The following is a 26,652-nucleotide window of genomic DNA, read 5'->3' as shown; positions in this document are numbered from 1 at the left end:
CCCCTATTATCAATTTACTATAACTTCTTTTTCTTCCAGTTCAAAAGCCTGATGCAAAATATTTAACGACAGCGACAGGTCTTTTTCATCTACAATGGTAGAAACCTTAATTTCTGAAGTACTAACCATTTTCACTCTTATTCCATCGTCATTTAATGTGGTAAACATTTTCGCAGCTACTCCAGGATTTGATGTCATTCCAGATCCAATAATCGATACTTTAGCTAAATTAGATTCAATATCAATTTCACTAAAGCGAAGAATCCTTTTGGCTTGGTTAAGTACGTCTAAAGCATCCGCAAGTGAACTATCATCAATTGTAAAAGAAAGGTTTGTCACTTCATCTTTAAAAACATTTTGAATAATAATATCAACATTAATTTGTGCATTGGCTAAAATATTAAAAACCTTTGACAGCGTGTCTTTGTCATTTGGCAGATCTAAAAGTGTCAACTTAGTAACATGTTTTTCAAAAGCTAATCCTCTTACAGCCCGTTGGTTTTCCATTGATACACACTCCTTAACCATAGTCCCTTCCTCATTTGAAAATGAAGATCTTACAACCAGCTTAATTTTATCGTTCTTTGCATATTCAACGGCTCTTGGATGCAAGACTCCTGCACCTAAATAGGCCATTTCTAACATTTCATCATAACTAATTTCATCAAGCTTTCTTGCAGTTTCTACATATCTCGGATCAACCGTAAAAACACCGGTAACATCGGTATAAATTTCACAAAGATCAGCAGCAAATGCTGATGCAAGCGCAACTGCTGATGTATCTGAGCCTCCCCTGCCTAATGTTGTGACCTGTCCTGATTGGGTCACTCCTTGAAACCCTGCCACAACTACAATTTTTTGCTGCTCAAGATATTCGGAAATTTTGCTTTCTTCAATTTGTAATATTCTTGCATTTCCATGAGTATCATCCGTGTAAAACCCGGCTTGCCACCCTGTCAATGCAACTGCATCATATCCATCTTCCTTTAATAGCATGGCTAATAAAGAGGATGTAACTTGCTCCCCTGTTGAAAGGAGTAGGTCAAGTTCACATTTGCTCGGGCGGTTAGAAATTTCTCCTGCCAAATTAACTAAGTGGTCGGTTGTTTTTCCCATTGCCGAAACAACAACAATGACCTGTTCTCCCGAGTCGGCCTTTTGCTCAATACGATGTGCAGCACGCCTTATTTTTTCTACATTTGCAACTGATGTTCCGCCAAATTTCATAACAGTTAGCGTCATTAAGATTTCTCCCCTCTCTCTTTTTATAAGTTCCCAGCTGATGGAATAGGAAAGAAAACCCGGCTATCGTTAACCCGCCAAGCGGCGGTGATCGCACAGACCTTATACTATCGATTATTCTGAATATAGATAGCAATAAAAAAACAGCAGTGAGCGCTACCCACTGCTGCTGATATTCCTACAACATGCTGAGATAGTACTCCACACTCTTAAAAAGTGTGACAGCCCTGCATTTATTCAATCCAGGTCCAGCAAAAAAATGATTGAGCACTTCTCTGCTTCGGCGAGCCACCCTTTCAACTATCATCATCAAATCTCAATATTCTTAGATAGTCTACTCTTGAGACCCGCGCCTCTATCACTAAAAGCTTCTTATGAAATTAGTTTGTATTATAGCAAAGAATCTTTTTGTAAACAACTGATTTTTTAATTTTTATCTAAATAGTCTTTAACCTTTTTGGCGGTATTCGATGGGAGTCCTGAATTTATAAGATCTTCAACAGTTGCCTCACGAATTTTTTTTATTGATCCAAAATGTTTTAGCAGGGCTTGCTTTCTCTTAGGTCCAATGCCCTGGATATCATCCAAAATAGACTTTGTCATACTTTTGTCCCGAATTTGCCGATGAAAAGTGATAGCAAACCGGTGGACTTCATCTTGAATACGTTGGAGCAAATAAAATTCTTGACTATTCCGATCCAAAGGGATAATTTCTTGCGTCTCACCCATAACAAGCTGAGAGGTTCTGTGTTTTTCGTCTTTTACTAATCCGCAAACAGGGATAGTAAGGCCCAATTCATTTTCCAGAACATCAATCGCCGCTGACATTTGCCCTTTGCCCCCGTCAATCAAAATGAGATCAGGTAATGGCGATTTTTCTTTTAGGACCCTTGAATAACGTCTTCTTACAACTTCACGCATTGTGGCGACATCATCAGGACCTTTAACGGTTTTGATATTATATTTACGATATTCTTTTTTATTAGGTTTGCCGTCTTCAAAAACAACCATTGCTGATACAGGATGGACACCTTGTATATTCGAATTATCAAAGGTTTCTATACGTCTTGGCGTTTCAATATTCAGGTGCTTGCCCAAATTCTCTACCGCTCTTATCGTCCGTGATTCATCCCGTTCAATTAAGGCGAATTTTTCTTTCAAGGCAATCTTTGCATTTTTTTCCGCCATTTCAACAAGTTCTTTTTTCTTCCCTCTTTTTGGTTGATGAACCGGAACTTCAAGCATCTGATTGACTAATTGATCATTAATGGATTGAGGAATGAGTATCTCTTTAGGCTTTAAATGGTTTTGATGCAAGTAAAATTGGCCAATATATGTTAAAAGATCCTCTTCAGGTTCTTGATAAAAAGGAAAAATTGAAACGTCGCGTTCAATGAGTTTACCTTGTCTGATAAAAAAGACTTGGACACACATCCAGCCTTTATCAATCGCATAACCAAAAACATCCCTGTCATGTAAATCACCAAAAAGCACATTTTGTTTTTCCATGATCGTTTCAATATGACGTATTTGATCGCGAAGCTCTTTAGCATGCTCAAAATTAAGTTCTTCAGCCGCCTTTGCCATCTTTTTTTCTAAATCCTGTTTGACATCTTGATGACCGCCATTTAAAAAGCGGATGATATTATCTGTCATTTCTTTATATGTTTCTTCAGATATATCATTGACACACGGGGCTAAACATTGACCGATATGATAATATAGACAAACTCTATCCGGCAGTGTCCGGCATTTTCTAAGCGGATAAAGACGATCCAGCAGCCGTTTTGTTTCCGAAGCAGCTGTCGCATTAGGGTAAGGCCCAAAATATTTCCCGCTGTTCTTTTTTACTTTCCGCGTAATAATCAAGCGCGGGTGCTTCTCAGATGTTAACTTGATATAGGGATAGCTCTTATCATCCTTTAACATGACATTATATTTAGGTTCATGTTTTTTTATTAAATTCATTTCTAGTATAAGGGACTCAATCTCTGATGACACAACAATATATTCAAAATCGCATATATCACTGACTAACCTCTGAGTTTTTGCATCATGAGATCCTGTAAAATAAGAGCGGACCCGATTTTTTAAATTTTTGGCTTTCCCTACATAAATAATTTGTCCGTACTGGTTTTTCATTAAATAACATCCAGGCTGAGCCGGAAGTAAATCAAGCTTTTCTTTTAAGGTAGACATTGGCGTTCATTCCTTTGTTATATAGTCACCTTAGAATTTTTTATACACATACTTATATATATTAGGATGCGTCACGCCAGTTTTCAACATTTCCCGAGAAATAAATTAAAAACATGAAGCCCCGAAGGACTTCATGTTTTTCTTTTATACTGCCAATCGGCAAGTTTTACTGATGCTTTTCGATAACATTGATTAAAGCTTCTTTAGGTTGAAAACCAACAACTTTATCAACGATTTCCCCGTCTTTAAATACGATAAGAGTCGGAATGCTCATGACTCCGTATTCACTTGCCGTATTTTGATTATCATCAACGTTAAGCTTAACAATTTGTACCTTGTCGCTCATTTCTGAATCAACTTCTTCAAGCACTGGTGCAATCATTTTACAAGGTCCGCACCATGGTGCCCAAAAGTCGACTAATACTAAGCCGCTGGAAATTGCTTCAGAAAAGTTTTGGTCAGTAACATTTTGTATTGCCATATCCTAAAATTTCCTCCTTTATCAATAACATACCTTTCTTATGAAGAAGTATATCATCTCTTATTTAGTTATGCCATTGATAGGTCTTCAATATTATGAGGAAATTAAAAACTAAAATAATTAGGCTTCCTGGAGAATCTCTTTAAAATGTTTGGTCAGTAATGGAACAACCTCAAAAAGATCACCGACAATACCATAATCCGCAACATTGAAGATATTGGCTTCAGGGTCTTTATTAATGGCGACAATAACTTTCGAGTTTGACATACCGGCCAAATGCTGAATGGCACCTGAAATACCGCAGGCAATATAAAGGTCAGGTGTGACGACTTTACCGGTTTGCCCGATTTGCAATGAATAGTCGCAATAACCGGCATCACAGGCACCTCGGGAAGCGCCGACCGCTCCGCCAAGCACTTCTGCTAATTCCTTCAGCGGTTCAAAGCCTTCTTCGCTTTTCACTCCCCTGCCGCCGGATATAATAATTTTAGCCTCTGATAAGTCCACGCCTGAAGTTGTCTTTTTCACAATATCTTTAACAATCGTGCGCAGATCCTTAATGGCGACATCAAAGGCATTTACAACAGCTTCTTTAGATTCGTCTTTTTCTAAGGCATCAATATTATTTGGACGAATCGTTACAAAAACGATGCCGTCTTTAATCTGTTTTTTCTCAAAAGCCTTGCCTGCGTATACCGGTCTGACAAAAACAAGCTCTCCATCTGATTCAATGCCGGTGACATCAGATACTAGTCCGCAATTGAGGCGGCTCGCCAGTCCCGCTGACAAATCTTTGCCCATTGCTGTATGTCCCATGACAATGGCTTCGGGTTGTTCAGAGTCAATCACTTGCGTTAAAGCCTGTTTATAGCCGTCAGGTGTATAATTTTTCAGGTTATCGTTTTCAACAGTCAAAATTCGGTCCGCACCGTAATGACCAAGTGACGGTGCAAGATCGGCAATGCTGTCACCGCAGAGGACGGCAACTACTTCACCTCCGTCTGCAATTTTTTTACCTGCCGCAATCGCTTCGTATGAAACATGACGGAGTCCGCCGTCACGGGCTTCTGCCAGAACAAGTGTTTTTCGTGCCATTTTAAGTCCCCCTTCTTATATTACCTTTGCTTCAGATCTTAGACATTTCACGAGTTCTTTTGCCTGCTCTTCCAGTTCGCCTTCAAGAATTCTGCCTGCCTCTTTCTTAGGCGGCAAGAAGACATCAATGACCTCTGTTTGACCTTCTACATCGTCTTCATCAAGGTCCAGATCATCTAATTCCAATACTTCAAGCGGTTTTTTCTTCGCTTTCATGATGCCCGGCAATGAAGGATATCTTGGTTCATTCAAGCCTTGTTGAGCTGTCACAAGCAATGGTAAAGAAGCCTCAATCGTTTCAATGTCACCTTCTACATCACGTTCAACCGTAGCTGTACCTTCTGATACCTCTAAACTGACAATCGTTGTTATATGGGCTATCCCTAATTTTTCCGCTAATCTCGGACCAATCTGGCCAGTGCCGTTGTCAACGGATACATTTCCGCCCAAAATGATATCATATTCCTTATCTTCAAAAAATTTGGCTAAAATTGTTGCTGTCGATACTTGATCATAATCCTCGATATCTTCATTGTTAATCAATACCGCTTTATCGCAACCCATAGCAAGCGCCGTGCGAAGTTCTTTTTCTGTTTCTTCATCGCCGATTGACACAACAGTTATTTCACCATCATGTGCATCGCGAAGTTGAATAGCTTCTTCTATGGCATATTCATCATAAGGATTAATGATATATTCAACCCCGTCATCGGAAATTTTGCCATTTTCGACAGCAATTTTTTCTTCTGTATCAAAGGTGCGTTTCATAATGACATAAATGTTCATTTTAGAACCTCCCGTTTATTTATCTTGAAAAACTGGTTTTCTCTTTTCAATAAAAGCGCGGATGCCCTCTTTCGCATCTTCAGAACCGAAAGCTTTGCTGAAGTTTCTTGCCTCTATCGATTGGCCTTCAACAAATTTGCCCTCTCTAGCATATGACAAACATTCAAGAGCAAGGGATACAGCCACAGAACTTTTGTTAGCGATATGCGCTGCCAATTTCTTTGCTGCATTTAAAAGTTCTTCGGGCTCGACAACTTGGTTAACCAATCCAAACTGAAGCGCCTCCTCGGCTTGAATCGGCTGACTGGTCAGTATCATTTCGGTCGCTTTTGGCACGCCTACTAATCTTGGCAATCTTTGCGTACCTGCAAATCCCGGAATCAAACCTAATTGCACCTCCGGCAAGCCAAGCTTAGTGCCCTTTGCCGCCAAGCGAATATGGCAGGCCATTGATAATTCTAATCCGCCGCCTAAGGCCGCCCCATGGATAGCCGCAATGATAGGCTTTTTAAAATTTTCCAGGCGATTGAAGAGCTTTTGCCCGGCACTTGCAGTATTAGAGGAACCTTCATTCCTATCCATTTGTGTAAATTCTTTAATATCTGCTCCTGCCGAAAAAAAGCGATCCTTACCATGAATAATGATTGCCTTTACTTTTGCATCATTCTCTAAGTCATCCATAATATCTGATAATTCATTGATAACTTGAGAACTCAAGGCATTAGCAGGAGGATGATTAATCGTAATCACCGCTGTATTATTTTCTAATTCCCAATCTATGACTGTCATGACAGGCCTCCTTAAAACGCTTTCAATTTATAATAAATAAATTTTTAACGACTTAAGCCATTGACAAGCAAATCACCAACAGGATCTGCTAAATCCCGCAATTCATATTTATGGTCGTTCATCACCCAGTTAGTGACTGTCTCATCTAAAGTTCCAAATATCATTTGCCTTGCCAGCCGAATATCAATGGCATCCCGGAAAACCCCTTGCTGCTTTCCTTCTTCTAAAATGCCGTCGATAACGTGAAGATATTTTTTAAGAACATTATTAATTGCCATTCGAATCTCGGTTTCGGATTGCCTTAATTCAAGCTGAGTAACAATCGCCAAAGGATAGTCAGCAGCCAGTTGATCAAAGTGAACTTTCACCATAGTTAATAACTTCTCTTTTGCATCTTTTTTTTCCTTTATTTCCGCTTCAATTTTTTCTACAAATTGACCCATTTTTTCCTTAAATAACGAAACAAGTATGTCTTCTTTATTCTTAAAATAAATATATATCGTTCCATCGGCAACACCTGCCCGCTTGGCAATTTTTGATACTTGCGAGCGGTGAAAACCGTTTTCAGCAATAACTTTTACTGCCGCATCAATGATTTGTTTGTACTTTGGACGTTGTTGTATTGACATCGCTGTTCCCCTTTTCACAAGATGAATGACCATTCATTCATCTTAAATTATAATAATCTCTGAATCGTCTGTCAATATCCATCTGAAACTGAATAATAGAGCCGAATGGCTCTATTATTCAGACGACACTTTCTCCGTTTTCTCCTCATTTATCAGCGTTCTTTTAAGTATTTTACCAACTGTGGTTTTAGGAAGCTCGTTACGAAACTCATAAATACGCGGCACTTTATATGCAGCTAAATGTTTTCGGCAATAAGTATTTAATTCTTTCTCATCTAAAGTCTTCCCCTGCTTTGGTACGACAAAAGCTTTAACGGTCTCGCCCCGGTATGCATCCGGAACACCTATGACCGCAGCTTCCCGGACATCGGGATGTTCATATAAGACTTCTTCAATCTCCCGCGGGTATATATTAAAACCTGAAGCAAGGATCATATCTTTCTTTCTATCAACAATATAAAAATAACCTTCCTCGTCCATATATGCAAGATCACCGGTTAACAGCCAGCCGTCTTTTAAAACTGCCTCCGTTTCATCTGGACGGTTCCAATAACCTTGCATAACTTGAGGACCTTTAACCATTAATTCGCCAATTTCATTGATATCGGCCTCTTCACCCGTTTCAGCTGATACTACTTTAGCATCTGTATCGGGAAAAGGGAGCCCAATACTGCCGGGCTTTCGCTCACCCCAAATTAAGTTGCTGTGAGTCACAGGCGAAGCCTCGCTTAATCCGTAGCCCTCAACAAGCTTGCCGCCGGTAAGACTTTCAAAACGTTCCTGAACTTCTTTCGGCAATGGTGCTGAACCGCTGATACATGTTTCAATTGACGATAAATCAAATTTTCGAATATCCGGGTGATTAATAAGTGCAATATACATCGTTGGCGCTCCCGGAAACATCGTTGGTTTTTGCTTTTCAATCGTTTTCAAAATATCCTGCACATCAAATTTCGGGACAATGATCATTTTCGCTACATACATAATGGCATAATTCATAACACAGGTCATCCCGTAGACATGAAAAAACGGCAAAGCACCTAAAACAGTTTCCTCTGCATATCGGTTTTTGTACATCCAGTGTCTCGCTTGGATTGTATTGGTTGTCAGATTATAATGCGTTAGCATGACTCCCTTTGCCGGCCCGGTTGTACCGCCGGTGTATTGGAGCAATGCCAAGTCTTTCTTGGCATCAATTGATACAGGGGTAAAGGAACTTTCTCCTGATTGAATAGAGCCTTTAAAATCCAGAACTGAATCTGAAAACATAATTTTTGGTAATGGTGTCTTCTTTCTTTTCTCTACGAACGGATACAAAAGGTTTTTTGGAAAAGGCAGGTAATCTTGAATGGCTGTCACTATCACTTTTTTTAATGCAGTTTTTCCTCTTACACGGGCTACTTTAGGATAGACAAGGTCAAGACAGATCATGAACTTTGCGCCTGAATCCCCGAGCTGATGTTCAAGTTCCCTTTCCATATACAGCGGGTTGGTCTGAACAACAACGCCTCCTGCCATTAATGCGGCGTAATAAGATATGACGCCTTGGGGACAATTGGGCAGCATAATTGCTACACGATCCCCTTTTTTTAATCCCATTCGGCGCAAGCTGCCGGCTAATTGACACGTCTGGCGATATAATTCCTGGTACGTCATTTCTTTACCAAGAAAATGAATCGCTGTTTTCTTAGGAAAACTCAGACACGCCTCTTCCAAGTAGCTGAACAGCGGCTTGTCATCATAATCCAGTACCGGACTAATTTCTTTCGGGTAGCGGTTAAGCCATTTCTTTTCTTTAATTGCCATTTCTGCATTGGCCTCCTTTGTTCCGCTCCTTCCATAAACGTATTCCAATTTCTATTATATTGTAAACACTTGCAAAAAAATAGGCATTTTATTAAATTTTTTAAAAACTCTATCTAAAAAATTAAAAACCCGCCGCCCGACGAGTTTTTAAGTGACTGCCAAATATATAATTCCTGCAACAAAAAATATGCCGCAGCAGACGATCAAGATTTTAGCTAAGGTTTCCACCGTATCTCCCCCTGATTAAGCTGTAAACTTGACCCAATGACAATATGAAAAACTAATAGAATTAATCATAGTGATGGATCCTGCTGCCAGATTTTCTTTTTAATTTTCTTGCCATAAATAACTGCATTGTTGCAGGAGCCAAAAAAGCTGCCCATTTATTTTAATTCAACAATCGTGACACCGCTTCCTCCTTCCCCGGCGCCGCCAAAACGTATGCTTTTCACCCTGGAATGGCTTTTTAATTTATTTTGAACGCCTTTTCTTAATGCACCTGTCCCTTTGCCATGAATGATTGACACTTGATGATAGCCGCTTAACAACGCTTGATCCAAATACTGATCGACTTTATGCATCGCATCTTCGTAGCGTTCTCCGCGTAAATCAAGCTCTGTTTTGGCAGTAGATTTGCTTGTTCTAACGTTAACAACCGGTTTTGTTTCTTTTTCCTCTTTAACGGCTTTAAGGTCGCTTGCAGGTAAATTCATCTTCATAATGCCAATTTGCACAAGGTATTCTTTATCATTCAGCTTCTCAACAACATGGCCTTTTTGTCCAAAACTGATGACCTTTACTTTTTGTCCAGGTGAAAATGATACTTTGCCTTGTTTTTCATGTGAATCGGCTTTAACCTTAGTTTCATGGTCTGATAAAGCATCTAAAGCATGTTCAAGACGGCCTTTGGCGTCTATTAGCTTATGTTCTTTTATTTTTGCGGGATTTGCCTGGTACTCGCGAAGTTCAGTAATAATGTTTTCCGCTTCTGTTTTGATTTTTTGAATCTTGTCCTTAGCTTTTTCTTCAGCATCTCTTATCAAGCGCTGTTTTTCTCTATCAATTTTTTCAAGTTCTCTATTTAATTGGTTGCGCTGCTCTTCAATTTCAGCTTTCATTTTATTGGCTTCTTCACTTGCAAGTTCAGCTTGTTTGCGATTTTGTTCAAGAGATGCAATCATTTGATCAATTTGATTAGTTTCGCTGGCAATTTGGCCTTTGGCTTGTTCAATGATTTGTTCCGGCAAACCAAGCTTTCTTGATATTTCGAATGCATTGCTTCGGCCAGGTACGCCGATAAGAAGTTTATAAGTTGGCCTTAACGATTGAACATCAAATTCAACGCTTGCGTTAATAACACCTTCTCTTTCATAAGCATATGCTTTCAGCTCGCTATAATGCGTTGTAGCCACAACACTTGCACCCTTAGCAAACACATCATCTAATATAGCAATCGACAGTGCGGCCCCTTCTTGCGGGTCAGTTCCTGCACCGAGCTCATCAAATAGAACTAAACTTTCATGATCAACTTTTGATAGAATATCAATAATGTTAGTCATGTGTGAGCTGAAGGTACTGAGACTTTGCTCTATAGACTGCTCATCGCCTATATCGGCAAATATCTCTTTATAAACATTAATAGCCGACCCTTCTTCACAAGGAACATGCAAGCCGGATTGAGCCATAAGTGTCAGTAATCCGGTTGTCTTTAACGTGACTGTTTTCCCGCCTGTATTTGGTCCGGTTATAATCATGGCATGATAACCGTCGCCTAAAATAACATCAATCGGTACAACATCTTCGGCCGGTATAAGGGGATGCCGCGCTTTTTTCATATGAATGTTGCCTTTGTCATTAAGTTTGGGGCGAGTCGCCTTAATTTGCTTTGCATATTTGGCTTTTGCAAATATAAAATCAAGCCTAGCCAGACGATCTACATGATCTAAAAGGGAATCAGCGACATCTGCTGTTTGCTCTGAAAGCTTGTTAAGAATTTTTTCAATTTCATGCTTTTCCCGGGCTCTGGCTTCATTCAACTTATTACTCATATCCACTACAGATTGCGGTTCAATAAATAATGTTGCGCCAGATGCCGATTGATCATGAACGATTCCGCCGAAGGCCCCTCTATACTCCTGCTTAACAGGGACAACATAACGGCCATTACGAATCGTAACAATAGATTCGGAAAGCTTCTTTTGATTACCTGAGGAACGGGTAATACTCTCTAATTTTTCCTTAATTCGGCTGTCTAAAGTCCTGATTTGCCCGCGAATTCCCCGCAATGTTTCACTTGCTGAATCCATTACGTATCCTGAATCATCAATGCAGCTCTGAATACTGCGTTCAAGCTCGCCCTCGGGTTCTATTAACATAACAATATCAGATAATAACGGAAGTTTAGTCCCTTCTTCCACAATATCTAAAATAAAGTTCTTCGCTATTCTCGTTCCCCTTATTGTTCCGGCAATATCAATAAGTTCTTTTGGACTCAGCATACCGCCGATTTTTGATCTTTTTAAACTTGCACGAATATCAGTAATGCCGCCAAAAGGAAAATGGCCTTTTAAACGTAAAACATTCGCTGCTTCATCGGTTTCCCGTTGCCATTCTTGTACTTTTCCAAGATTGTTATTTGGCGCGAGCGTCTCTATTAATTGCAAACCGAGTGAAGATGCGGCGTGTTTTGATAATTGATCAATAACTTTATGGTATTCAAGGATATTAAGCACACGCTTTAACAATGAAATAAATCCTCCTTGTTTATTTGGTATTTTGCAGAAATGTTTCAAATGACGATCGTGACATTGTATTTAAAACCGATGCTTTCTTGAGTAATCCGCGTTTGGCGCTTGAAACACCGATCTTCATATCTTCTAACATATCAATTGAGTGGGCATCTGTATTTATTGCTATTTTCACATTAGCATCTTGGGCTTTTTTTAGCCAATGGGCTGCCAAATCGAGCCGGTTGGGATTGGCGTTCAGTTCCAAAGCTGTATTTGTTTGTGCAGCCATTTTGATAAGGGCCTCTACATCAACATCATAACCTTTACGGCCGCCGAGAATTCGTCCGGTTGGATGGGCAATTAATCTGACATAAGGGTTTTCAAGGGCTGTTTGCAATCGTTTCATTATCATATTTCTGTCTTGGGAAAAAGAAGAATGAATGGCCCCTATAACAAAATCCAGTTCTGCCAGTGTGTCTTCATCGTAATCAAGTGTTGCATCCGGCAATATGTCCATTTCAACACCTGCGAAAATTTTAAAATCACGGTTTTGGGCGTTTAGACGCTCAATTTCCTCCCGCTGCTTACGGAGGCGATATGCCGACAGTCCGTTTGCGACCCGCAAAGAATACGAATGGTCGGTAATGACGATGTATTCGTAGCCTTTTCGTCTTGCTGCCTCAGTCATTTCTTCTATTGTATAAGCCCCGTCACTCCATGTTGTATGCATATGCAAATCGCTTTTTATATCATCTAACTCAATTAGATTAAGGCTGCCTTTTTCAGCTGTTTCAATTTCATCAACGCCTTCGCGCGCTTCCGGCGGAATATATGATATCTCAAAGTGGTTAAAAAAGTCTTTTTCATTTTCAAAGGTTAGCACATTTCCTGTAGCTTCTTGTTCTACGCCATATTCACTGATTTTTTCCTGGCGGGATTTTGCGAGCTGACGCAATTTCACGTTATGGTCTTTAGACCCTGTAAAATGATGAAGTGTTGTCGCGAAAGCTTTCGGTTCCACGAAGCGGAAATCAACGGATACTTGATAGTCGTCATCTAATAGGACTGTCATTTTTGTTAGGCCTTGTCCGACAATTTCATGGATTTGCAGCTTATCAGCTAACTGCTGTGCTGTTGTTTCGGGTTGATCTGTCGCAATAACAAAGTCTAGATCTTTTATCAATTCTTTGCAACGCCTAAGACTTCCGGCTCTGGAAAATTTCTCGATTTCTTTAATAGAAGACAAAACAGTTTCTATTTGTTCAGCTATTGGCAGCATATAAGAGATCGGCAGCCTTTCCGGACGCTGATTCATTTCTTCAACAGCCGTCAACAGCTTTTCTTCGGTCTTTTTACCGAATCCCTCAAGTTCCTGGACGCGTTCTTCTGCACACGCCTGTTTCAAGCTTTCTAAATCAGTTATACCTAAACTCTGATACAGCTTAGCAATCTTTTTGCCTCCAAGACCAGGCAGTTTTAATAATTGTAGTAAACTTGCCGGGATCTCTTCTTGAAGTTCCTTTAAAAGAGATGATTCGCCTGTTTCTAATAACTCATTAATAACCTGTGCCGTTCCTTTTCCGATACCTTTCATTTTTGATGGATCATCAATTTGCGACATGGAACGGTCGTCGTTTTCAAGTGCTTGTGCCGCTTTACGGTAGGCTGATATTTTAAAAGGATTTTCTCCTTTGATTTCTAAATAAATGGCAATGGTTTCTAACACTTTAACAATTTGCTTTTTGTTCACAATCCTCACCCTTCCCTAAAGACTATCGTATCCTTTTTTGTATCATATGAAAACAAAAAACTTCCCCTTAAAGAGGAAGTTCAAAATGTCCGGGAAACATGACTGCGAATTTCTTCGTTGCGCTGCCACTCCGGTCCTCACGTAACCATCATCTACGCTCCGGTCCTCGTGGCTTCCGCGCCTCGAACTTCTTGGTCCTGTTTGTCCTCCTTATTGAGCACGCATTTTAAGAGGAAGCTGGGTGATGGATGTAGCTGACAAACATATTTTGTAATTTTCCTGAGAGTACCGGCGTGTTTTCCATCATTAGACTTGCAACATAAGAATGGTGGACAGCGTCTGATATACCATAAATTGGTGTGATTGTTCCTATATAAAGCAAAATAAATAATACTAGGTAAATCTCAACAAATCCAAGCGCTCCGCCGAGCCAGCCATTAACCGTTCTTAGTATCGGCAAATCAACGATAAAGCTAAGAATATGACCAATAACAGCCATGGCAATTTTCACCGCAATGAAAATTATTATAAAAGCAATCACCCGGTAATAAACGGATTGAAAATCTAAAAAGTTATGCGCGCCAGCCGATCCGCCAGGGTATGGTATAAACGACAGCTTTGGCGCCAATTTATTACAGTACATAAAAGCAATAACATAGGCTGCAAAAAAGCCGACTAAATGAACAACTTGCAATACTAAACCTCGTCTCAGCCCAATAAAGAAACCGCCTATTAGTAAAAGGAGAATGATAATATTTAACATAAACCTTTGATTCCTCGTCTTTCATCATTTTTCAAATAATCTTTCGCACCAACATGAACTTTTATGTCACATACTGTTGAATATTAGATATATCTTATCAAAAAGAATCTAAAATTGAAAATCATTACTAATTATTAAAGGTATATGATAAAGTAAAAGCGGAGGTGAAAACCCTTATGGCTCATGCGGTTTTAAAATGTGACACTAAAAAAATCAACGATATTAGGAATTATTACCAAACAAAAATAATTGATAAATTAGCTCCCGGCGCATTATTTACAGCCAAAACTTCTGACTGTACGATCACAGCTTACAAATCTGGAAAAGTTCTCTTTCAAGGAAAAAGCGCTGAACTGGAAGCTTCTAAATGGCAAGCGGGAAGCGAGGCATTTCCTGCAAGCAAAAAGAAAACAGTCAATCGGACGGTCTCTCACAAGTATCTTCCTCCCAAAAACATTAGCCAATTGACAGTTATCGGCTCAGACGAAGTTGGCACCGGCGATTATTTTGGACCGATTACTGTGTGCGCTGTGCATTCCGGACCGGAACAGGAGAAGATTTTCAATCAATTGGGTGTAAAAGATTCAAAGACTTTAACAGATGAACGTATGATCATCATGGCTCAGGATATTATTAAGTATGTGGATTACAGCTTGCTTATTCTCCCGAACGATAAATACAATCAATTACAGGCAAAAGGCTATTCGCAAGGGAAAATGAAAGCCGTTTTACATAACAAGGCCCTTTTAAATGTGATTGAAAAAGTAAATTCGCAAAATAAGTCCTATGATGGCATATTAATCGACCAATTCGCCAAACCGGATATTTATTTTTCTTACATTAAAGAGGAAAAGCATCAGGTGAAAGATAAGGTCTTTTTCCAAACGAAAGCAGAGGGGCTCCATTTATCAGTTGCTGCTGCTTCAATAATTGCCAGATATGCATTTCTTAAGGAAATGGATAAATTATCAGACATAGCAGGACATACCTTGCCAAAAGGAGCAGGATTTAAAGTTGATCAAGCAGCCGCAGAAATTATTCGGGAAAAAGGTGAAGGCATTCTAAATAAAATTGCCAAAACCCATTTCGCCAATACAAAAAAAGCACAAATGTTGAAATAAGGAAAACCCGCCTTATCTTGGGGACTGCAGCGATTTTACATCTAAGCCTCTATATATCAATAGTAAAAAAACGCCTCTAATAGGCGTTTTTTTACTTAGTTTAAAATTAGTTTCTTAACGCTGCACCGGCACGTTCCTGACACGCATTTAAAATATTTTCATGCACTTTGCTTACTTCTTTATCCGTCAGCGTCTTGTTAGGATCTAAATATTGTAATGAGAAGGCTAGTGATTTTTTACCCTCTTCTAAATGCTCACCTTGATAAACATCAAAAAGTTTAATGTTTTTAAGAAGTGATCCGCCGGCTTCTTTAATAATGTCATAAAGCTGACCGGCATGCACTTCTTTATCAACAACAAGCGCAATATCCCTTGTGATTGATGGATAACGAGGAAGATCACGATAAGTTGTTTCCGGTACATTTTCTTCAAGCAACGCTTGTAAATTGATTTCAAAGACATAAGTTTCATTTAAATCATTTTCTTTTTGGACGTGCGGGTGAAGCTGTCCGAGATAACCGATGACTGTACCATTAAATGACATGTCAGCTGTCCGCCCCGGATGCATCAGGTCACGTTCAGCCGGAGCAAACTGAATCTTTTCTGACACACCCAGTTGATCAAATAATCCTTCAAGCACACCTTTAACTGTATAAAAATCTACAGGCGTTTTTCTTCCTTCCCAGCTTTGGATATTTTCCAAGCCTGTCAATACACCTGCAGCATGTTCTGTTTCAAGCGGGAGATCTGTTAATGGCTTTTGTTTTGCCGTAAAAACTTTACCGATTTCATATAATTTAATATTTGGCATTTGACGATTTAAATGATATAGAACAACCTCTAACAATTCTGGAACAATACTCATTCGTAATGTGCTGCGCTCTTCACTCATCGGCATGCTTAATTCGACAAGCTGCTCTTCAGATTGCGGCTGTATCGTTAACTGCTGCGCTTTTTCCTTTGTTGTCAGTGAGTAAGTAACTGCCTGATATAAACCCGCACCTTCAAAATATTTTTGAACGATACGTCGTTTCTTTTGATAAGAAGTTAATCCTCCTCTTGTGGACTCGCCTTTTGGTAATGTCGCCGGGACATTATCGTAGCCGTATATCCGTCCCACCTCTTCAACAATATCCTCAGGAATCGTAACATCCGGTCGGCGGGCAGGTACTTCAACATGCAATGTTTCCCCTTCGACAGCCGCTGTGAAGTTCAATCTGTTAAGGATTGATGTAATCTCATTTTCGGAAAGTGATGTACCTAAAGCATCATTCACCTTTTTCCATGGCATTTCGATAATATGGGGTGCTACTTCTCTTTGACCTTGTTCAACAATGCCTTTAAGGATTTTGGCACCGGCAATGGTTTGCATCAGCCCGGCGGCTCGGTCTGCTGCAGAAGCAACACGATTTCTGTCTACGCCCTTTTTTTCATAACGCTGACTGGCATCTGTACGCAATTGTAATCTCGATGATGTCCTTCTCACTGTTAAAGCATCAAAAATTGCCGCTTCCAACAGTACCTTTTTTGTATCATCTTTGATCTCGGAATCAGCACCGCCCATTACCCCGGCAAGAGCCACAGGCCGCTCACCATTTGTAATGACAAGATCACTTGTTATGAGATGACGTTCTTCATCATCAAGCGTCGTCATTTGTTCATTTTCATGAGCATAACGGACGAGAATTTGCTTTGATCCTAATTTATCATAGTCAAAAGCGTGAAGCGGTTGACCGTATTCAAGCAAGACATAGTTTGTAATATCAACAATGTTGCTGATTGGACGAATCCCTGCAGCAATCAGCCTATTCTGCATCCAGCGCGGCGAGGGTTCGATATGAATGTCTTCGATCACTCTTGCACCGTAATAAGGAGCCGCCTCTTCGGCTTCAATACTGACACTAATTTTTTCTTCAGCTAATGTTTGATCTTCTTCGACTGCAGGTTCCGGAAGATTGACCGGACGATTTAAAATAGCCGCAACTTCATAGGCTACACCGATCATATTTAAACAATGAGCGCTGTTAGGAAGAATATCTAACTCCAGTACATAGTCGTCCAAATTCAAGTAAGGAAGTGCATCTTCACCTACGACAACATCGTCCGCAAAGACATAAATGCCATTTTGATATTCTTTTGGCACAAGCTTGCCTTCAACACCTAACTCTTCTAAAGAACAAATCATGCCTTGAGATACTTCACCGCGAAGCTTGGCTTTTTTGATTTTAAAATTGCCTGGTAAGACGGCCCCGACTTTGGCCACGGCCACCTTTTGTCCCGCCGCAACATTCGGAGCGCCGCAAACGATTTGTACTTTTTCAGATCCTAAATCCACTTGGCACACATTTAATTTATCGGCATTCGGATGCTGTTCACATTGATCAACGCGACCGACAACAACATCTTTAATTCCCTCTCCTAATTTATAGACATGTTCAACTTCGATGCCTGCTTTAGTAATTTTATCAGCTAATTCATCCGGCGAAACATCGCTTAAATCTACATAATCTTTCAACCAGTTATATGATACTAACATAAAAATACTCCTCTCTCTTATGCACGCTTAAACTGTTTTAAGAATCGAACGTCATTGTTGTAAAAATGTCTAATGTCGTTAATACCGTACTTCAGCATGGCGATTCTTTCAGGTCCCATCCCAAAAGCAAATCCTGAATAAACTTTCGGATCAAACCCTGACATTTCCAAAACATTTGGATGAATCATGCCTGAGCCAAGAATCTCAATCCAGCCTGTCTTCTTACAGACAGAACAGCCATTGCCGCCGCAATGAAAGCATGAAATATCCATTTCAACAGACGGCTCTGTAAAAGGGAAATAACTTGGCCGCAGACGAATTTGCCGGTCTTCACCAAACATTTTTTTGGCAAAAACAGTTAATATACCTTTTAAATCGCTTAATCTGACATTTTTATCAACATAAAGTCCTTCAATTTGCATAAATTGATGGGAGTGGGTAGCATCATCCGTGTCCCGACGATAAACTTTTCCGGGACAAATAATTTTTACAGGTCCCTTGCCGTTATGAGCCTCCATTGTACGCGCCTGATTCGGTGATGTGTGCGTACGTAACAATATTTCTTCCGTAATGTAAAATGAATCTTGCATATCTCTTGCCGGATGGTCCTTTGGTAAATTTAAAGCTTCAAAGTTATAATAATCATTTTCAACTTCAGGGCCTTCGGCAATTGAAAACCCTAAGCCGATAAAGAGATCTTCAATTTCTTCAATCACCGCAGTCAGCGGATGATGGTTACCAACTTGTACCGGGCTGCCGGGAAGGGTTACATCAATAGATTCCTTGGCAAGCTGCGCTTTGATTTTCTCCATTTCTAAATGTTCTTGTTTCTCTTTAATAGCTGATTCAATCATTTCACGGACATCATTAGCAAGTTGACCGATAACAGGGCGTTCCTCTTTGGAAAGCTTGCCCATGCCCCGTAGAACTTCAGTAATCGGTCCTTTTTTTCCTAAGTATTTGACGCGAAGATCTTGAAGTGATTTAAGATCCTGGGCGCTCTTCACTTGTTCTAACGCTTCATTCCTAAGCGATTCCAATTGTTCCTTCATCAATATCCTCCTCTAAAACTTCGGCTTGCACCAGACTGTTGACAAATAAAAAAATGCTCCATCCCGAAAAGGGACGAAGCATCGCGGTACCACCCTTGTTAGCAATGACTGTAAAAAACTTGTCATCTGCTCACTTATCATGATAACGGCTGCCGCCGGTTTATCCTTTAAGATAACAGCTCCGGAGTGAATTCCTTATGTTCTACCATAGATACGCTTTCAGTCTTTGGCGAATCCTCCCTAAATGGCGGTGCATAAGTACTACTCTCTTTCATAGCATTCAACCAATTTTTTCGTATATACTTGACATTATAAAAGAGATAACAGCGACTTGCAAGCCTATTTGTTACTCGCTGCCGCTGAATTGTGTGCTTCATTGCAGCTTTGCGATGAGAAGTTGGCGATACTTCTTAGAATAAGCGACAGCGAAGGATCACCAAACCCGCATTCTCAACTTTTACCTATCCCTCAAATCCCCGAAGCCAATACAGTAAAATACCCGCTGATACGGCTACGTTAAGAGATTCAGCAGCTCCGTAAATTGGAATTTTCACATTGACATCTGTTAAAGACAAAAGCTCTTCCGAAACGCCATTGCCCTCGTTTCCTAATAACAAGGCAAAAGAATGAGCTGATCTCGGCGTGTATTCTAATCCTTGTCCGTTTAATGATGTCCCATACACCTGGATATTGTTTTTCTTCATTTGCCGGATCGTTTCACTTAATTCAACGGCCGCGATCGAAAGATGAAAATGGGATCCTTGAGCCGCCCTTATTACTTTTTCATTGTATAAGTCTGCACAGCCTCGTCCTAAAAAAACCGCCTCTAATCCGCAGGCATCTGCAGTTCTGATAATTGTTCCCAGATTGCCTGGATCTTGGACACCGTCGACAAGCAGATACCTTCCTCTTTCTTCTATTTCAACGCTCTGATTCGGCATTTTACAAACAGCAATAACACCTTGAGGCGATTCAGTTTGCGACAGCTCTTGGAATAATTTACTGGGAACACAGTATTCTTCGATATCATCTGTTGGCCAATCATTTTTTTGACTTTGAAAATGTTCATCATAAATGATCGACTGAATTCTGGAAGGAACCTTTAATGCCTCTTCAAGCAAATGCAATCCCTCAATTAAATAAAGTCCATATTCGTCGCGCCATTTCTTTTTATGGCATTTTCGCCACGTTTTGATTTTTTGATTTTGCGATGATTCAATCCATTTCACAGCGTATGACTCCTTTATAACTTCTTACATAATTATTTTATTTTAATCAATACTAATACAAAAAGTAAAGGAGAGTTGTGTATGGATATTAATATTAGAAAAGCCATCAAACATAATATTGCTGATAACGATAAAGAACAATTAAGGGATACTATCGTTGACGCTATCCAGGATGGTCAGGAAAAAATGCTGCCTGGTCTCGGCGTACTTTTCGAAATCATTTGGGAACAGTCTGATGAAAATCAAAAAAATACGATGGTTGACAGCCTGTCAAAGGGTGTATAAAAACAGACCTGATCATTACGATGATCAGGTCATTTGTTACATTTGGAAAAAATAAGCTGGCAACAATGCTGCTAACTCGACGTTGGGCCAATTTTAAGTATAAGCGCAACAAAGCGAGACTTGTGCTCTGGAGTACTAGCCTCTGTCTGCGCCTTTTAAGGCTTGCCAATCGGCAAGTCTTCTTTATTAACCAAAAGTTAATTCTTTAACTTTTTCTTCGTCTAATCCTTTAATCACTTCAACAAGAATTTTAACAGCATTTTCATAGTCATCACGGTGAATAATGGACGCGTGAGAGTGAATGTACCTTGTTGCAATTGTAATCGACAATGCCGGTACGCCGTTTGCTGTTAAATGAATTTTACCTGCGTCAGTGCCGCCGCCGGCTATTGAATCTAATTGATACGGAATATTATGTTGATCAGCCGTATCGGTTACATAATCACGAAGACCCTTATGTGTCACAATAGACGCATCGTACATAATAATTTGCGGACCCTTACCGATTTTAGCAATCGCTTCTTTATCGGTAATCCCCGGCGTATCCCCCGGAATACCTGTATCTACAGCAATGCCAATGTCAGGTTGAATCTTATGAGCGGATGTCGTAGCACCGCGAAGGCCGACCTCTTCTTGGACGGTGCCGACACCGTAAACAACGTTTGGATGCTCAACATCTTTTAATTGTTTTAAGACATCAATAGCAATTGCGCAGCCAATTCTGTTATCCCATGCTTTTGCCATTAAGTATTTTGGATTTTTCATGATGGTAAAGTCGCAAACCGGAACGACAAAATCCCCAGGCTTCACACCAAATTTAAGCGCTTCTTCTTTATTTGCCACACCGATATCAATGAACATATCTTTAACAGGTACAGGCTTTTTGCGGGCTTCTGCCGATAAAATATGCGGCGGTTTTGAACCGATAACACCTGGAACGTCACCATCCTTTGTCATAACTGTAACACGTTGTGCAAGCATGACTTGCTCCCACCAGCCGCCGACTGTTTGAAAGCGCAGAAAGCCATCGTCATCAATTTGCGTAACCATGAAACCGATTTCATCCAAATGTCCGGCTACCATGATTTTTGGGCCGTTGGCATTGCCTTTTTTAACAGCGATTAAGCTGCCAAGGTTATCATATTGAATTTCATCAGCATATGGTTCTATGTATTTTTTCATTACTTCACGGGGCTCGCGTTCATTTCCAGAAACACCCTTAGCATCTGTCAAATCTTTTAGCATCTGCAGTGTTTGATCTAATTCACTCATCGGCTTGTCCTCCTTAATTATCATCAGTTACATTATACTGAATATAATATCTTGCCACAATCTTCCTGCCTAATAACTTGACTCTTGACGCTTATGATTAATTTGATTCTTTTTAAAATAGGCATCTATAATATCATTTGAAGAAAATCCGAGAGCTATACCTAAACTTAAGTATTCATTATAGAGTTCTTGATAATTTTTTTGGTTTGTCCCTTCCCTCAGCCGGTTGATACTTTCAATAACTGCGTGAAAATGATCAGTTAAACTGCCGCGGCTTTTCTTCGTATACTTAATAATAAGTTGGCTGGCATCATTAAATTCCAGGTCAAGGCCAATGGAAAGCAAGAAATGAACGCCATCAACATATTCTTCTAAAATAATCTCTCTCTTTGAAGCTGGTTTAAAGCTCCAAAATTTAAAGCATCTTGTTTCATTTGCTAATTCGCCAACTTCTACATAAAAAGCTAACAGCTTATCTTTTAATAAATCCTTAGACTCCAGATCGTGGTTTTCTAAAATTCTATCGTCAAGGATTCTTTGCTCTTGGAATAATTTTGTCAATTGTTCTGTATCCATGGTTTTTCACTCCTGATTTCGTGGTAAATTATATTATAGCATGGTCATAACTGGGCGGGGCGCAAATTATTAAATGAAAGGCGGGGCGCTGCATGGGGTTTCTTTTATTATTATTAATTATTCTTGGATTAGTTTGCATTCTATTCAGCCTTTATCGGTACATTCAAAAAGATGAGTATCGATTTAATAAAGCAGTTCGCCGTGAATCGATGTATCTTTATGAAAATGACGGCAACGTTTTTATAACAGTAAGAGGGATGACTTTCATTGGTCAATGCACAATAAAACCCTATGAATCAAAATACAGGGTAACTGAGATATTTATTTATTCCAAAAGCCCCCAGCCTTTGTTGAAAAATATAACAAAAGAGGACCTTTACAATATTGAAGAACAGCTTTATACGAAATACCCTGTTGCTGAATTAAAGTGGGATCGTCCATTTGCTGAGTTAATGGAAAGTATATAAAAAAAGGATCATCCATAATGAATGATCCTCTTTATTATTTAACAGCTTCTTTTGCTTTAGTTGCTAATTCAGCAAATGCTTTTTCATCGTTAACAGCTAAATCAGCAAGCATTTTACGGTTAACATCGATACCGGAAACTTTCAAGCCGTGCATCATGCGGCTGTAAGAAATACCGTTCATACGTGCTGCCGCATTGATACGCGCGATCCAAAGTTTACGGAAATCACGTTTTCTTTGACGACGATCTCTGTATGCATATTGTAATGATTTAAAAACTTGTTGTTGAGCAACTTTAAATAGTTTATGTTTAGCACCATAATAACCTTTTGCAAGTTTTAAAACTTTTTTGCGTCTGCGACGTGTAACATAACCGCCTTTTACTCTTGCCATAATACTACCTCCTAGTATATCTCATTAATCGTTCAATAGTTGTTTAACAGGATGTTCAAAAAATCCGATTGGCTTCTTTTTGAACACATACTTTAATTTAATTAGATAAGCTTGCTGATGCGCTTTTCGTCCGCACTTGACACCAATGCGCCTTTACGAAGCTTGCGTTTTTGTTTTTGAGTTTTATGTTTGAACATGTGGCTTGTGTAAGCATGGCTGCGTTTTAATTTACCTGAACCTGTCTTTTTAAAACGTTTTGCAGCACCTTTATGGGTTTTCATTTTTGGCATGATAATTCCTCCTGTCAGCTTCTTATTTTTCGCCTTTTGGTGCGAGGATTAGGAACATACTGCGGCCTTCCATTTTCGGCTTCGCTTCAATAACACCAAATTCCTCACATTCCTTAGCAAGACGTTCCAATACTTCTCTTCCAATCTCTGAATGGGTAATAGCACGGCCGCGAAAACGGATCGATGCTTTTACTTTGTCGCCTTTTTTAAGGAATTTTTGAGCGTTGCGAAGTTTAGTATTAAAATCGTGTTCTTCAATGTTAGGGCTTAAGCGGATTTCTTTAACATTGATGATCTTTTGCTTTTTACGGGCTTCTTTGTCTTTCTTCTGTTGCTCATAACGATACTTCCCGTAGTCCATGATACGGCAAACCGGGGGCTTGGCGTTCGGCGCCACCATGACAAGATCAAGATTGACGTTTCTAGCCATATCCAATGCTTCACGCTTTGGTTTAATGCCGATTTGTTCACCGTTTTGGTCAATGAGACGTACTTGGTTAGCGCGAATCCCCTCGTTAACAATCATATCCTTGCTAATATTGAGCCACCTCCAAATTATTATTAAAAAGTAAATGAGCAGTATTAGGCACCGACCGATAACTTTTTACTAATAAAAAAGTGCGGGCACATTCGTACGCCCACACTTATCCTTCACATTCATCACTCAAACCTGTCAACAACCATATAGGCATCAATCAGGTGAGAAGCCGGGCGCTTCTTCTTTTGCTCGATTTATTCACTTTCCTAATAAACTATATCACTTTTCATCAATGTGTGCAAGTTAATCAAAACATCCTATATAAAGATACACTAATATAAAATTAGATTCAAGTTTTTTTATTACTTATGGTTTTTAATTGCTTTTTCTAAACGGTCAACGAATGTGTCAACGGCAATGGATTCTGAATTCTTTTCCCCGTAGCGGCGGACATTAACGCTATCCGTTTCAATTTCTTGATCTCCGACCACGAGCATAAAAGGAATTTTTTGTGTTTGTGCTTCACGAATTTTATAACCGATTTTTTCATCACGCTCATCAATTTCTACACGAATATTGTGTTCGCGGAGTTGATCAGCGACTTTATTGGCATAATCGTGATGAACCGATGCTACAGGTATCACTTTTGCTTGAACCGGTGCCAACCAGGTTGGGAAGGCGCCTTTATATTGCTCGATAAGGAAAGCAACAAACCGTTCCATGGTCGATACAACACCGCGGTGAATAACAACCGGACGATGCTCCTTGCCATCTTCACCGATGTAAGTCAAATCAAAGCGTTCAGGCAAGTGGAAGTCAAGCTGAACTGTTGATAATGTTTCATCTTTTCCTAATGCTGTTTTCACTTGAACATCAAGTTTTGGACCGTAAAACGCTGCTTCGCCCTCTGCTTCAACATAATCAAGCCCAAGAGCATCCATTGCCCCTTTTAACATGCCTTGCGCTTTTTCCCACATCTCATCCTTGTCAACATATTTTTCTTTGTTTTCAGGATCACGGTAAGAAAGACGGAAATAATAATCGTCAATCCCGAAGTCTTTATAAACTTTTTGAATGAGTTTGACTACATTAGTAAATTCCTCTTGAATCTGATCCGGACGACAGAAAATATGCGCATCATTTAGAGTCATAGAACGTACCCGCTGCAGTCCAGCCAGCGCCCCGGACATTTCATAACGGAACATTGTACCAAGTTCGGCCACACGGAGCGGAAGATTGCGGTAACTATGCAGCTCATGTTTATAAACCATCATGTGATGCGGACAGTTCATCGGTCTAAGTACAAGCTCTTCATTATCAATTTTCATCGGCGGGTACATATCATCCTGATAATGATCCCAGTGACCGCTTGTCTTATATAAATCAACATTGGCAAGATGTGATGTATAGACGTGCTTATAGCCGCGGGCTGTTTCTAAATCAACGATGTAGCGTTCAATAATTCTGCGGATCGTTGCCCCTTTTGGAAGCCAGATCGGCAGTCCTTGACCAATTTCTTGAGAGATAGTAAATAGGTCAAGCTGCTTGCCAAGCTTGCGGTGATCCCGTTCTTTCCGTTCTTCAAGGACATGCAAATGCTCTTCGAGTTCGCTTTTTTTCGGGAACGCTGTGCCGTAAATTCTTTGCAGCATTTTATTATTGCTGTCTCCGCGCCAATAAGCGCCGGCAATGCTTAATAATTTAAAAGCTTTTATTTTGCCTGTTGAAGGGAGATGCGGTCCGCGGCATAAGTCGAAAAATTCACCTTGCTCATAAATCGTCACTGACTCACCTTCAGGAATATCTTCAAGCAGTTCAAGTTTAAGATCGTCACCAATTTCTTCAAAACGACGCTTTGCTTCTTCGCGAGAAACAACATGACGCTTTATTTCAAAATTTTGATCAATAATTTTTTGCATTTCTTTTTCAATACGTTTAAGATCTTCAGGAACGATGGCTTCTTCCATATCAATATCGTAATAAAAGCCTTCTTCAATAACCGGGCCAACCCCAAGCTTAACATTATCATACAATCGTTTAATTGCTTGGGCCATCACATGTGTTGTTGTGTGACGAAGGATTTCAATACCTTCAGGATCTTCCAGCTTTAAGATTTCAATCGTCCCGTCAGTTGTTAATTCTCTCCGTAAATCAACGGGCTGTCCGTTAAATTTACCAGCGATGGCTTGCTTTTTTAAGCTTGAACTAATTGAACCTGCAATATCTTCTGTCGTTGTATTTTTGGGAAACTCCTTGATATTGCCGTCTGGAAAAGTTACTTTGATCATTTCAGCCATCAATCATCACTCCATTCATTAGAAATAAAAAACACCCGTCCCCTTAAAAGGGACGAGTGTGATCTCGCGGTTCCACCCTTGTTCATGCATAAATATGCATCTCAAGTAAACATAACGGTTGTTACCGGCGGCAGATACTCTATAGGATGATCAAAGGCGGCTGTTTGTCCACACTTTGAACATATATAATCATTTCCCTGCCGCAGCTCAGAGGCGGTAAGTTATTTTTTTCGTTAGGAAGATTCCAGCTATTCTCCCCTCTCTGTTAACGACATTTAAAACAACTCTTGTCCTCATCAAGGCTTTTTATTTAAGCAATTGTATTATGTAAGGTATTATAGCCACTTATGATAATAAAATCAAGGACTTTAAAAAAAGAAAATTAGACC

The 26,652-nt window shown here is 39.8% G+C and carries 23 protein-coding genes, 1 riboswitch and 3 other annotated features; of the genes, 3 read left to right on the top strand and 20 right to left on the bottom strand.

What is annotated here, in order from left to right; all coding sequences use genetic code 11:
* Positions 1-9: 9 nt before the first annotated feature.
* From ACFQRG_RS12180 to ACFQRG_RS12130, 11 genes are all read right to left on the bottom strand, one after another.
* Complete coding sequence (locus ACFQRG_RS12180; RefSeq protein ID WP_380966285.1) at positions 10-1,242, bottom strand: aspartate kinase; 1,233 nt, start codon at positions 1,240-1,242, stop codon at positions 10-12.
* A gap of 186 nt (positions 1,243-1,428) precedes the next feature.
* A riboswitch (Lysine riboswitch) is annotated at positions 1,429-1,608 on the bottom strand.
* A gap of 60 nt (positions 1,609-1,668) precedes the next feature.
* A complete protein-coding gene (uvrC, locus tag ACFQRG_RS12175) occupies positions 1,669-3,441 on the bottom strand; it encodes an excinuclease ABC subunit UvrC (RefSeq protein WP_380966282.1) in 1,773 nt (590 codons plus the stop codon).
* A gap of 166 nt (positions 3,442-3,607) precedes the next feature.
* Positions 3,608-3,922: a thioredoxin gene (gene trxA / locus ACFQRG_RS12170; RefSeq protein WP_380966280.1), complete on the bottom strand. Its 315-nt coding sequence runs from the start codon at positions 3,920-3,922 to the stop codon at positions 3,608-3,610.
* A 120-nt stretch (positions 3,923-4,042) separates the two neighbouring features.
* Complete coding sequence (locus ACFQRG_RS12165) at positions 4,043-5,017, bottom strand: electron transfer flavoprotein subunit alpha/FixB family protein (protein ID WP_380966278.1); 975 nt, start codon at positions 5,015-5,017, stop codon at positions 4,043-4,045.
* A gap of 15 nt (positions 5,018-5,032) precedes the next feature.
* Positions 5,033-5,803: an electron transfer flavoprotein subunit beta/FixA family protein gene (locus ACFQRG_RS12160; protein WP_380966276.1), complete on the bottom strand. Its 771-nt coding sequence runs from the start codon at positions 5,801-5,803 to the stop codon at positions 5,033-5,035.
* A gap of 15 nt (positions 5,804-5,818) precedes the next feature.
* Positions 5,819-6,592 (bottom strand): enoyl-CoA hydratase, encoded by a 774-nt coding sequence (locus tag ACFQRG_RS12155; protein WP_380966274.1) that lies wholly within the window; start codon positions 6,590-6,592, stop codon positions 5,819-5,821.
* 44 nt (positions 6,593-6,636) lie between these two features.
* Positions 6,637-7,221: a TetR/AcrR family transcriptional regulator gene (locus tag ACFQRG_RS12150; protein WP_380966271.1), complete on the bottom strand. Its 585-nt coding sequence runs from the start codon at positions 7,219-7,221 to the stop codon at positions 6,637-6,639.
* 114 nt (positions 7,222-7,335) lie between these two features.
* Positions 7,336-9,027 carry an AMP-binding protein gene (locus ACFQRG_RS12145; RefSeq protein WP_380966270.1) on the bottom strand — a complete coding sequence of 564 codons (1,692 nt, stop codon included), beginning with the start codon at positions 9,025-9,027 and terminating at the stop codon, positions 7,336-7,338.
* A 383-nt stretch (positions 9,028-9,410) separates the two neighbouring features.
* Entirely contained in the window at positions 9,411-11,771 is a 2,361-nt protein-coding gene (locus tag ACFQRG_RS12140) for an endonuclease MutS2 (protein ID WP_380966267.1), read from the bottom strand.
* 19 nt (positions 11,772-11,790) lie between these two features.
* Complete coding sequence (polX, locus tag ACFQRG_RS12135) at positions 11,791-13,515, bottom strand: DNA polymerase/3'-5' exonuclease PolX (protein WP_380966265.1); 1,725 nt, start codon at positions 13,513-13,515, stop codon at positions 11,791-11,793.
* 217 nt (positions 13,516-13,732) lie between these two features.
* Positions 13,733-14,269, bottom strand: coding sequence for a CvpA family protein (locus tag ACFQRG_RS12130; RefSeq protein WP_380966263.1), 537 nt, complete (start codon positions 14,267-14,269; stop codon positions 13,733-13,735).
* A gap of 176 nt (positions 14,270-14,445) precedes the next feature.
* Here ACFQRG_RS12130 and rnhC point away from each other — a divergent pair, with 176 nt between their 5' ends.
* On the top strand, positions 14,446-15,390 hold the full coding sequence (gene rnhC / locus ACFQRG_RS12125; protein WP_380966261.1) for a ribonuclease HIII: 945 nt from the start codon (positions 14,446-14,448) through the stop codon (positions 15,388-15,390).
* Positions 15,391-15,496: 106 nt separating this feature from the next.
* Here the strand turns inward: rnhC and pheT are convergent, their stop codons facing one another.
* The 3 genes from pheT to ACFQRG_RS12110 form a co-directional block, all read right to left on the bottom strand.
* A complete protein-coding gene (pheT, locus tag ACFQRG_RS12120; RefSeq protein WP_380966259.1) occupies positions 15,497-17,926 on the bottom strand; it encodes a phenylalanine--tRNA ligase subunit beta in 2,430 nt (809 codons plus the stop codon).
* Between the two features lie 17 nt (positions 17,927-17,943).
* On the bottom strand, positions 17,944-18,978 hold the full coding sequence (gene pheS, locus ACFQRG_RS12115; RefSeq protein WP_380966257.1) for a phenylalanine--tRNA ligase subunit alpha: 1,035 nt from the start codon (positions 18,976-18,978) through the stop codon (positions 17,944-17,946).
* Positions 18,979-19,044: 66 nt separating this feature from the next.
* Positions 19,045-19,262 (bottom strand) — a binding site (T-box leader).
* Between the two features lie 177 nt (positions 19,263-19,439).
* A complete protein-coding gene (locus ACFQRG_RS12110; RefSeq protein WP_380966255.1) occupies positions 19,440-20,207 on the bottom strand; it encodes a TrmH family RNA methyltransferase in 768 nt (255 codons plus the stop codon).
* A gap of 81 nt (positions 20,208-20,288) precedes the next feature.
* Here ACFQRG_RS12110 and sspI point away from each other — a divergent pair, with 81 nt between their 5' ends.
* Positions 20,289-20,492: a small acid-soluble spore protein SspI gene (sspI, locus tag ACFQRG_RS12105; protein WP_380966253.1), complete on the top strand. Its 204-nt coding sequence runs from the start codon at positions 20,289-20,291 to the stop codon at positions 20,490-20,492.
* Between the two features lie 186 nt (positions 20,493-20,678).
* On the opposite strand, the gene ACFQRG_RS12100 is transcribed toward sspI, so the two are convergent.
* Both ACFQRG_RS12100 and ACFQRG_RS12095 read right to left on the bottom strand, forming a co-directional pair.
* A complete protein-coding gene (locus ACFQRG_RS12100; protein WP_380966251.1) occupies positions 20,679-21,764 on the bottom strand; it encodes a M42 family metallopeptidase in 1,086 nt (361 codons plus the stop codon).
* 69 nt (positions 21,765-21,833) lie between these two features.
* Positions 21,834-22,340 carry a dUTP diphosphatase gene (locus ACFQRG_RS12095; protein ID WP_380966248.1) on the bottom strand — a complete coding sequence of 169 codons (507 nt, stop codon included), beginning with the start codon at positions 22,338-22,340 and terminating at the stop codon, positions 21,834-21,836.
* Between the two features lie 92 nt (positions 22,341-22,432).
* Here ACFQRG_RS12095 and ACFQRG_RS12090 point away from each other — a divergent pair, with 92 nt between their 5' ends.
* The gene (locus tag ACFQRG_RS12090; RefSeq protein WP_380966246.1) at positions 22,433-22,807 is read left to right on the top strand and encodes a hypothetical protein; all 375 of its coding nucleotides are present in this window, start codon (positions 22,433-22,435) and stop codon (positions 22,805-22,807) included.
* 34 nt (positions 22,808-22,841) lie between these two features.
* On the opposite strand, the gene rplT is transcribed toward ACFQRG_RS12090, so the two are convergent.
* The 4 genes from rplT to thrS form a co-directional block, all read right to left on the bottom strand.
* Positions 22,842-23,198 carry a 50S ribosomal protein L20 gene (gene rplT / locus ACFQRG_RS12085; protein WP_380966244.1) on the bottom strand — a complete coding sequence of 119 codons (357 nt, stop codon included), beginning with the start codon at positions 23,196-23,198 and terminating at the stop codon, positions 22,842-22,844.
* 101 nt (positions 23,199-23,299) lie between these two features.
* On the bottom strand, positions 23,300-23,488 hold the full coding sequence (rpmI, locus tag ACFQRG_RS12080) for a 50S ribosomal protein L35 (RefSeq protein ID WP_380966243.1): 189 nt from the start codon (positions 23,486-23,488) through the stop codon (positions 23,300-23,302).
* A 22-nt stretch (positions 23,489-23,510) separates the two neighbouring features.
* On the bottom strand, positions 23,511-24,014 hold the full coding sequence (gene infC, locus ACFQRG_RS12075) for a translation initiation factor IF-3 (RefSeq protein WP_380966241.1): 504 nt from the start codon (positions 24,012-24,014) through the stop codon (positions 23,511-23,513).
* Between the two features lie 80 nt (positions 24,015-24,094).
* Positions 24,095-24,217: a sequence feature (ribosomal protein L20 leader region), on the bottom strand.
* A 111-nt stretch (positions 24,218-24,328) separates the two neighbouring features.
* Entirely contained in the window at positions 24,329-26,263 is a 1,935-nt protein-coding gene (gene thrS / locus ACFQRG_RS12070; protein WP_380966239.1) for a threonine--tRNA ligase, read from the bottom strand.
* A 45-nt stretch (positions 26,264-26,308) separates the two neighbouring features.
* Positions 26,309-26,572, bottom strand: a binding site (T-box leader).
* Between the last annotated feature and the right edge of the window lie 80 nt (positions 26,573-26,652).

This window comes from Scopulibacillus cellulosilyticus (assembly GCF_042665295.1).
Lineage (GTDB): Bacteria > Bacillota > Bacilli > Bacillales > Sporolactobacillaceae > Scopulibacillus_A > Scopulibacillus_A cellulosilyticus.
This window is presented reverse-complemented; position numbering and strand designations above follow the sequence as displayed.

What these genes read in the sequence shown, in the direction of transcription:
- pheT (WP_380966259.1), bottom strand. Translation starts at nt 17,926, where the DNA reads ATGTTAGTATCATATAACTGGTTGAAAGATTATGTAGATTTAAGCGAT.
- ACFQRG_RS12130 (WP_380966263.1), bottom strand. Translation starts at nt 14,269, where the DNA reads ATGTTAAATATTATCATTCTCCTTTTACTAATAGGCGGTTTCTTTATT.
- ACFQRG_RS12155 (WP_380966274.1), bottom strand. Translation starts at nt 6,592, where the DNA reads ATGACAGTCATAGATTGGGAATTAGAAAATAATACAGCGGTGATTACG.
- sspI (WP_380966253.1), top strand. Translation starts at nt 20,289, where the DNA reads ATGGATATTAATATTAGAAAAGCCATCAAACATAATATTGCTGATAAC.
- thrS (WP_380966239.1), bottom strand. Translation starts at nt 26,263, where the DNA reads ATGGCTGAAATGATCAAAGTAACTTTTCCAGACGGCAATATCAAGGAG.
- rpmI (WP_380966243.1), bottom strand. Translation starts at nt 23,488, where the DNA reads ATGCCAAAAATGAAAACCCATAAAGGTGCTGCAAAACGTTTTAAAAAG.
- ACFQRG_RS12145 (WP_380966270.1), bottom strand. Translation starts at nt 9,027, where the DNA reads ATGGCAATTAAAGAAAAGAAATGGCTTAACCGCTACCCGAAAGAAATT.
- pheS (WP_380966257.1), bottom strand. Translation starts at nt 18,978, where the DNA reads ATGAAGGAACAATTGGAATCGCTTAGGAATGAAGCGTTAGAACAAGTG.
- trxA (WP_380966280.1), bottom strand. Translation starts at nt 3,922, where the DNA reads ATGGCAATACAAAATGTTACTGACCAAAACTTTTCTGAAGCAATTTCC.
- ACFQRG_RS12180 (WP_380966285.1), bottom strand. Translation starts at nt 1,242, where the DNA reads ATGACGCTAACTGTTATGAAATTTGGCGGAACATCAGTTGCAAATGTA.
- rplT (WP_380966244.1), bottom strand. Translation starts at nt 23,198, where the DNA reads ATGGCAAGAGTAAAAGGCGGTTATGTTACACGTCGCAGACGCAAAAAA.
- ACFQRG_RS12160 (WP_380966276.1), bottom strand. Translation starts at nt 5,803, where the DNA reads ATGAACATTTATGTCATTATGAAACGCACCTTTGATACAGAAGAAAAA.
- ACFQRG_RS12165 (WP_380966278.1), bottom strand. Translation starts at nt 5,017, where the DNA reads ATGGCACGAAAAACACTTGTTCTGGCAGAAGCCCGTGACGGCGGACTC.
- ACFQRG_RS12100 (WP_380966251.1), bottom strand. Translation starts at nt 21,764, where the DNA reads ATGAGTGAATTAGATCAAACACTGCAGATGCTAAAAGATTTGACAGAT.
- ACFQRG_RS12150 (WP_380966271.1), bottom strand. Translation starts at nt 7,221, where the DNA reads ATGTCAATACAACAACGTCCAAAGTACAAACAAATCATTGATGCGGCA.
- ACFQRG_RS12095 (WP_380966248.1), bottom strand. Translation starts at nt 22,340, where the DNA reads ATGGATACAGAACAATTGACAAAATTATTCCAAGAGCAAAGAATCCTT.
- ACFQRG_RS12090 (WP_380966246.1), top strand. Translation starts at nt 22,433, where the DNA reads ATGGGGTTTCTTTTATTATTATTAATTATTCTTGGATTAGTTTGCATT.
- infC (WP_380966241.1), bottom strand. Translation starts at nt 24,014, where the DNA reads ATGATTGTTAACGAGGGGATTCGCGCTAACCAAGTACGTCTCATTGAC.
- uvrC (WP_380966282.1), bottom strand. Translation starts at nt 3,441, where the DNA reads ATGTCTACCTTAAAAGAAAAGCTTGATTTACTTCCGGCTCAGCCTGGA.
- rnhC (WP_380966261.1), top strand. Translation starts at nt 14,446, where the DNA reads ATGGCTCATGCGGTTTTAAAATGTGACACTAAAAAAATCAACGATATT.